The sequence below is a fragment of the Mesorhizobium sp. M0910 genome (assembly GCF_040319465.1).
In the GTDB taxonomy this organism is placed as follows: Bacteria; Pseudomonadota; Alphaproteobacteria; order Rhizobiales; family Rhizobiaceae; genus Mesorhizobium.
On sequence record NZ_JAMYNZ010000018.1, the window covers coordinates 57225 to 63635 of the forward strand.

Annotated in this window: 7 protein-coding genes and 1 pseudogene; 7 read left to right on the top strand and 1 reads right to left on the bottom strand. The window is 63.1% G+C overall.

Annotated features, from left to right (window positions below; all coding sequences use genetic code 11):
- Positions 1–46: 46 nt before the first annotated feature.
- Positions 47–259 carry a hypothetical protein gene (locus NKH78_RS32750; protein ID WP_502895030.1) on the bottom strand — a complete coding sequence of 71 codons (213 nt, stop codon included), beginning with the start codon at positions 257–259 and terminating at the stop codon, positions 47–49.
- Positions 260–664: 405 nt separating this feature from the next.
- Between NKH78_RS32750 and tnpA the strand changes: the two genes are divergently transcribed.
- From tnpA to tnpC, 7 genes and pseudogenes are all read left to right on the top strand, one after another.
- Positions 665–1018, top strand: a complete 354-nt coding sequence (gene tnpA / locus NKH78_RS29460) for an IS66-like element accessory protein TnpA (RefSeq protein WP_352542806.1) — start codon at positions 665–667, stop codon at positions 1016–1018.
- Positions 1019–1080: 62 nt separating this feature from the next.
- A complete protein-coding gene (locus tag NKH78_RS32755; RefSeq protein WP_455707831.1) occupies positions 1081–1170 on the top strand; it encodes a hypothetical protein in 90 nt (29 codons plus the stop codon).
- A 102-nt stretch (positions 1171–1272) separates the two neighbouring features.
- Positions 1273–2511, top strand: coding sequence for a site-specific integrase (locus NKH78_RS29470; protein ID WP_352884878.1), 1239 nt, complete (start codon positions 1273–1275; stop codon positions 2509–2511).
- On the top strand, positions 2508–3440 hold the full coding sequence (locus tag NKH78_RS29475; protein WP_023699564.1) for a tyrosine-type recombinase/integrase: 933 nt from the start codon (positions 2508–2510) through the stop codon (positions 3438–3440). The genes NKH78_RS29470 and NKH78_RS29475 overlap by 4 nt, the downstream gene beginning before the upstream one ends.
- Complete coding sequence (locus tag NKH78_RS29480) at positions 3437–4444, top strand: tyrosine-type recombinase/integrase (RefSeq protein ID WP_023699563.1); 1008 nt, start codon at positions 3437–3439, stop codon at positions 4442–4444. Before NKH78_RS29475 ends, NKH78_RS29480 begins: the two co-directional genes overlap by 4 nt.
- Before the next feature lie 122 nt (positions 4445–4566).
- A pseudogene (tnpB, locus tag NKH78_RS29485) lies at positions 4567–4791 on the top strand (IS66 family insertion sequence element accessory protein TnpB); the annotation flags it as partial.
- A 66-nt stretch (positions 4792–4857) separates the two neighbouring features.
- Positions 4858–6411, top strand: a 1554-nt coding sequence (gene tnpC, locus NKH78_RS29490; protein WP_352884879.1) for an IS66 family transposase, incomplete at its 3' end; no start/stop codon positions are given.

Here is a 6411-nt window from a genome sequence, read left to right on the forward strand (position 1 = left end):
GCACACCGCGACGAATTCGACGGCTGTGAGGGAGGAGATGAAAAGATTATGGTCGTTTCGTTGGGCCGTCCTTTAGAGCAGGGGCTCCGAGGCGGTTTGTATCGAGCAGATGTCGCATCAGATCTTGACCTGGAGATCGGCTCCGGCAGCGGGATCGGCGCAGCGCGGCAAGGATGCCACGTTCCTTCGGCGGCTCACCGGCGATGGTCTGGCTGACGGCCCCGCGAAGGCGCGAAGCATCGAGGCCTTCTTCTGCCAGTCGGGCGAGCCAACTTTCTTTGGCTGGGAGGGCGGTGCAGTGCTTCGGCTCGGAACTGTTGACACATGCGCCAGACTGGCAGACCGGAAGCGGCGGCGTGCCCTGACGTCATGGAGACTAGCCTCGCTTCCGAAGCCGCAGATTGTGATCTCGTTGACTATGCAGAGCATCCAGCCGTCGTTTTGATCCGTTTCCGTCATCCAGAGCCAGCGACCATCCATGATCCGTCTCAACCGCTTAAAAGCCGGTCTTGCCCCGCCGCGACTGTGTGGAAATCAGCCATGTTTCAAAGTCGGAATGCTGGACGAACTGATACCCTCCGGCGAGGGCCGCCTTGCGGGAGCATGGCCCGGTAGCGAAGCTGCGCTCTTAAGGCGTCCTTTCGAGCGCAGTTAGCAGCACAGCATGAGCCATGTGACGTTATTGACCGGACCGGAGCGTCGTCGTCGTTGGCGTGAAGAGGATCAGTGCCGGATCCTGGCCGCGGCATTCGCGCCCGGGTCCACGGTGGCGGCGGTAGCGCGTCAGTACGATGTCGCAACCAGCCTGATCTATAAGTGGCGCCGCACGCTGAGAGCCCGCGAGACGGGCTTTGCCGAAGTTGTCGTGGTTCCCGATAAGCCTGTCGCCGCTTCGGTGCCGGCGGCGCCACCAGCGGTGATCGAGCTGGAGATCGCCGGCAAGGTGCGGCTGCGGATACCGCTGACCACGCCGCCGACACTGGCGACGGCGATGGTGAAGGCGCTGGGTGTTTCATGATCCCGGTCCCGAGCCAGGTGCGGATCTGGTTGGCGGTCGGCCGGACCGATATGCGTCGCGGAATGCAAGGCCTCGCCCTGCAGGTTCAGGAGACGTTGGGCCGGGATCCGCATTTATGCGTCGGGCGAGATTATGTGGCGGAGCCGCCCTGACCCCTTTCGGGCCGGCCAAACCCAGCTTGCCTCCGCCACATAATATTTCATGCCTCTCTCATGGCGCGGGATTCCCCTGTGCCACAACGCCGGAGGGGCAGAATGCTCGAGTTCTATTTTTCCTATTGTGGGGTGCTCAAGCGCCTGCGTAGCGGTGCACTCGGTGGCGAGATGGATCGCCTCGCGGAGCATTTTTTCACCCTTGGTTATAAGCGAGCGTCTGCCACGATTTACCTGAGCCGGATTGCGCGCTTTAGCCAGTTTGCCGCAACGCGCTGTGGTCCGATGCCTATCTCTCAAGATGTCGTCGACAGCTATTTGTGCACGTTTACTACGGATACTCCACGCATTGGAGCAGTGTCGGCACTGGGACACGCGCGGCGAGTGGCTCCAGAACGCTTCCTTGCTGCTGTTCCCAGTGTAGATAATGATCCGAATGCTCCGCTTCTGAGCTCCTTTTCGGACTATCTGAGCAGGGTGTGCGGACTGGAGTCAAAGTCTCGCGAAGGCGTTCTCCTGGGCAGCCGCCGCTTTCTGGATTGGTTCCATCGCCACCATTCCGGCCAAGACCTCGACGCATTGACGGCTGAGCATGTCCTTGCCGCTGTCGAACATCGGCTGTCACTATCGGCGACCTCCGGTACCCGCACCGCAGCAACTTCTCACATCCGGACATTTCTTCGGTTTTTGTATTGGGCTGGCCACCACGATCAGGATCTCGCGCGCGTCGTCCCCAGGACGCCCCACTGGCGTTTGGCTCATCTGCCGCCGCGCCTTGCATGGGATGACGTTCGGCGTGCAATTGATATGATCGGCGCAACGGCACCGGTTGACGTCCGCGATCGAGCCGTCCTGCTGCTGCTCGCCACCATGGGCATTCGCAACGGTGAGCTGCGCGCCCTTCAACTGCACGATATCCACTGGCGAACTGGCGAGGTTTTTGTCCGGCACACCAAGGGCAAGCGTGATCGGGTGGCCCCGCTCATCGAGGAAGCCGGTGCCGCGCTCGCCGACTACGTCCTGCGCGCTCGACCGAAGGTGGATAGTCCGTATCTGTTCCTGTCCTTCACGCCGCCCGTGGCACCATTCAAATGCGCGTCGCCTGTTTCGAGGATCGTGCGGAAGCGGTTGCGACATGGCGGGGTTGAACTCGGGCAGGTCGCAGGTGCGCATCTCCTGCGCCACAGTCTTGCCACCCAGCTCGTCAAGCAGCGAAGGCCGATCAACGAGGTCGCCGATCTCCTGGGACACCGCAGCATCAACACAACGGCGCTGTACGTAAAGGTCGCGACGTCGCAACTTGCCGAGGTCGCACTTCCCTTTCCGGGAGGCGTGGCATGACCGCCTTTGCCCGATTCCTCGGCGAGAAGGCCGAGTGTTACATCGAGCTACGCCACTCCCTCGGCTATGCCTTCAGCAAGCAAGCCGGCACGTTGCGGGCTTTCGTGAGGTACATTGAGCGCGCTCAGTTCGATGGGCCTGCCACTCGAACTTTGGCGCTGGATTTTGCCCTGTCGTTCAGCGGCGCCGCCAACAGCCGTGTCAGTCGTCACGGCGTGCTGCGCCGGTTTTACGAATATCTCGCCGTCTATGACGCGCGAACCGAAGCCTTGGAGCGCAGAGCTTTCCCCAGATCCAGAGCGATTCCGCCTCCGCGAATCCTCAGCGAGGCCGAGTTGGCATCACTCATCGACGCATGCCGCCGCATCTCGCCGGGAATCCTTCTCAAGGGGCGGACAATGGCCACGCTGATCGGATTATTGGCGAGCTCGGGGCTGCGATCAGGCGAAGTGGTCAGACTTGATCGTTCCGACGTTGATCTGGCCAACGGGATTCTCCTCATTCGGAAGACGAAGTTCCGCAAGGACCGTCTCGTTCCAGTTCACACGACGACCCAGGCTGCCCTTCGTAGCTACGTCCATGAACGGGATGCCGCTTTTCCCATGCCCAAGGACCAGGCCTTTTTCCTCAGCTCTCGTGGCAATCGCCTCTCGGCGACAGGCCTGCAAAACGGCTTTGCCGAGGCCCGCAAGCTTGCTGGTCTCGATGGCGGCAAGCCATTAAGGCCACACGATCTCAGGCACCGGTTCGCCGTGACCCGTCTCGGCCTCTGGCATCAGCAGCGCGCAGACGTTCAGGCGTTGCTCCCGTTGCTCGCCACATATCTCGGTCACGCCAGCTACAGCGACACTGCCTACTATCTCACCGGTTCGGCAGATCTTCTCGCCATTGCGGCGGAGCGCGCCTTCCTCGACGGAGGTGCAGCATGAGCGAACACCTGCTGCTGGCGCCGCTCCTGGAGTCCTACTTTCGCCGGCGCTTGACCAAACAACGCAATGCGACTCCCGCGACCGTGGCCAGCTATCGCGATGCCTTGCGCATGCTGATCATCTTTGCCGCCACCCGATTGGCGAAGAAGCCGGCCGCATTGGCACTCGAAGACCTCGATCGAGACCTCGTTCTCGCCTTCCTCGACGAGCTCGAGGAGAAGCGCAAGAACGTCATCGCCACGCGCAACGCCCGACTAGCGGCCATCCGATCCTTCTTCCATCACGTAGCAGCCGCTGACCCGGCGTCCTTCGGTGTCGCCCAACGCGTGCTGACGATTCCCATAAAACGGGCTCACATTGAGGTGACGCACCACCTCACCAAGGCCGAAGTGGACGCCCTTATTGCGGCCCCCGATCAGAGGACGTCCCGTGGGCGGCGCGACCGAACGTTTCTACTGTTTCTGGCACGGACCGGCGCCCGGGTCTCCGAAGCCACCGGCGTCAACGCAAACGACCTTCAGTTGGAACGGCCGCACCCACAAGTGCTGCTGCGCGGCAAAGGGCGCAGAGACCGCGTCGTCCCCATTGCTAAGGACCTGGCGCGGGCGCTGACATCCTTGTTGAGCGAGCGCGGGATCGCCCATCACGAGCCGCGAGCGATATTCGTCGGCGCCCGCAACGAACGCCTGACTCGTTTCGGAGCGACCCATATCGTGCGGCGTGCGGCCACAGAGGCCGTGCCTACCAGGCCGGCCTTGGCCGACAAGCCCATATCGCCGCACATCTTCCGGCACTCCCTCGCCATGAAGCTTCTCCAGTCCGGCGTGGACCTTTTGACGATCCAAGCCTGGCTCGGGCACGCACAGGTCGCCACGACCCACCGCTATGCCGCAGCGGATGTCGAGATGATGCGCAATGGACTCGAGAAGGCGGGCGTCACCGGCGCTCACGGCGTGCGTTTCCGACCAAATGACTCCGTTCTGCAACTGCTGAACAGCATCTAAATATTATGTGGCGGAAAAATCCGGACCGGCGGGCCTAGGCTGGCACCAGGAAGGCTCCGCCACATAATCTCGCCCGACGCATAAGAACGGTTATGTGGCGCGCCACATAACCGTTCGCCGGCGATCTTTATGTCTTCCGCGGCCGCAGCGGCAATCTGGTCAAGATTATCTGGCATGATGGGCTCGGCATGTCGCTATATGCAAAACGGCTCGAGAAGGGCCGGTTTCTATGGCCGTCGCCGGCGGACGGCACGGTTTCCATATCACCGGCGCAGCTCGCCTACATGCTCGACGGGATCGATTGGCGCAACCCGCTTCACACGTTCCGCCCGCAGCGCGCGGGCTGAGTTTTTCTTTGAGTTTGCGCCATTTTCCGCGAGTCAGCGGACGCGTTTTATGATTCACTCCAGGGCATGGTTGCCACCGCCCAGGATGCCGTTCCGGACGATATTGGCGCGCTGAGAGCAGCGCTGACCGCGGCGCTGGCCAGAGCCGAAGACGAGGCCGCGCGCGCTGCGCTGGTCGAGGCCGAACTGGCGGTCGCCAGGGCCAAGGCATCGGATGATGCGGCGCTGATCGCGCATCAGCATCTGACGATCCGGAAGCTGCAGCGGGCGCTGCATGGTCAAAGTTCTGAACGCTCAGCCCGCCTGCACGACCAGATGGAACTCACCTTCGAGGAACTCGAGAGCACCGCGACGGAAGACGAGATCGCCGCCGAACAGGCAGCGGCCCGGACCACCGAGGTGGCGCCTTACATGCGCAAGCGACCGACGCGCCAGCCATTTCCCGAGCACCTGCCGCGCGAACGCGTGGTCGAGCCGGCGCCGACCGCTTGCCACTGCTGCGGCGGTCATCGGCTGCGCAGGCTGGGTGAGGATATCACCGAGACGCTGGAGGTGGTGCCGCGGCAATGGAAGGTGATCCAGCACGTGCGGGAGAAGTTCACCTGCCGCGACTGCGAGGCGATCAGCCAGGCTCCGGCGCCGTTCCACGCCACCCCGCGCGGCTGGGCCGGTCCCGGCTTGCTGGCGATGATCCTGTTCGAGAAGTTCGGCCAGCATCAGCCGCTCAACCGTCAGGCCGAACGCTATGCCCGCGAAGGCGTGCCGCTCAGCCTGTCGACGCTCGCCGACCAGGTCGGCGCCGGCGTCGCGGCGCTGATGCCGCTGTTCAAGCGGCTCGAAGCCCATGTGCTGGCCGCTTCGCGTCTGCACGGCGACGACACGACGGTGCCGGTCCTGGCCAAGGGCAAGACCGATACCGCCCGATTATGGACCTATGTGCGTGATGACCGACCGTTCGGCGGTGTCGATCCGCCGGCGGCGGTGTTCTATTATTCCCGCGATCGCCGAGGCGAACATCCCGCGGCGCATCTTGCCGGCTGGAGCGGCATTCTGCAGGCCGATGCCTTTGGTGGTTATGGCGATCTCTATGCGACGGGTCGTCAGCCGGCGCCTATTCTGGAAGCCAGCTGCTGGGCCCACAGCCGGCGCAAAGTGTTCGAGCTGGCCGATATCGAAGCGGCGGCGCGCAAGAAGGCGCACGGCGAGAAGCCCAACCTGGTCTATCCGCTGGCGGTCGAAGCCGTGAAGCGCATCGATGCCCTGTTCGATATCGAGCGCGCGATCAACGGCCTGTCGCCGGCCCAACGCCACGCCGTGCGCCAGGAGCGCAGCCTGCCGCTGGTCGCGGAGCTCGAGACCTGGATGATCGAGACGCGCGACAAGCTCTCGCGCGGACACGATCTGACCAAGGCCTTCAACTACATGCTGCGCCGCTGGTCATCCTTCGCCCGGTTCCTCGACAATGGGCGGATCTGCCTATCCAACAATGCAGCCGAGCGAGCCCTGCGCGGCATCGCCATCTCGGGGTCATTCTGCCCATGTTGGGCAGGAGGTCGAGGTCCATTACCGTTGGCACCCGTATTTCGGACGTCGGCTTCGCTGCGAGAACAGCGAAGAGCG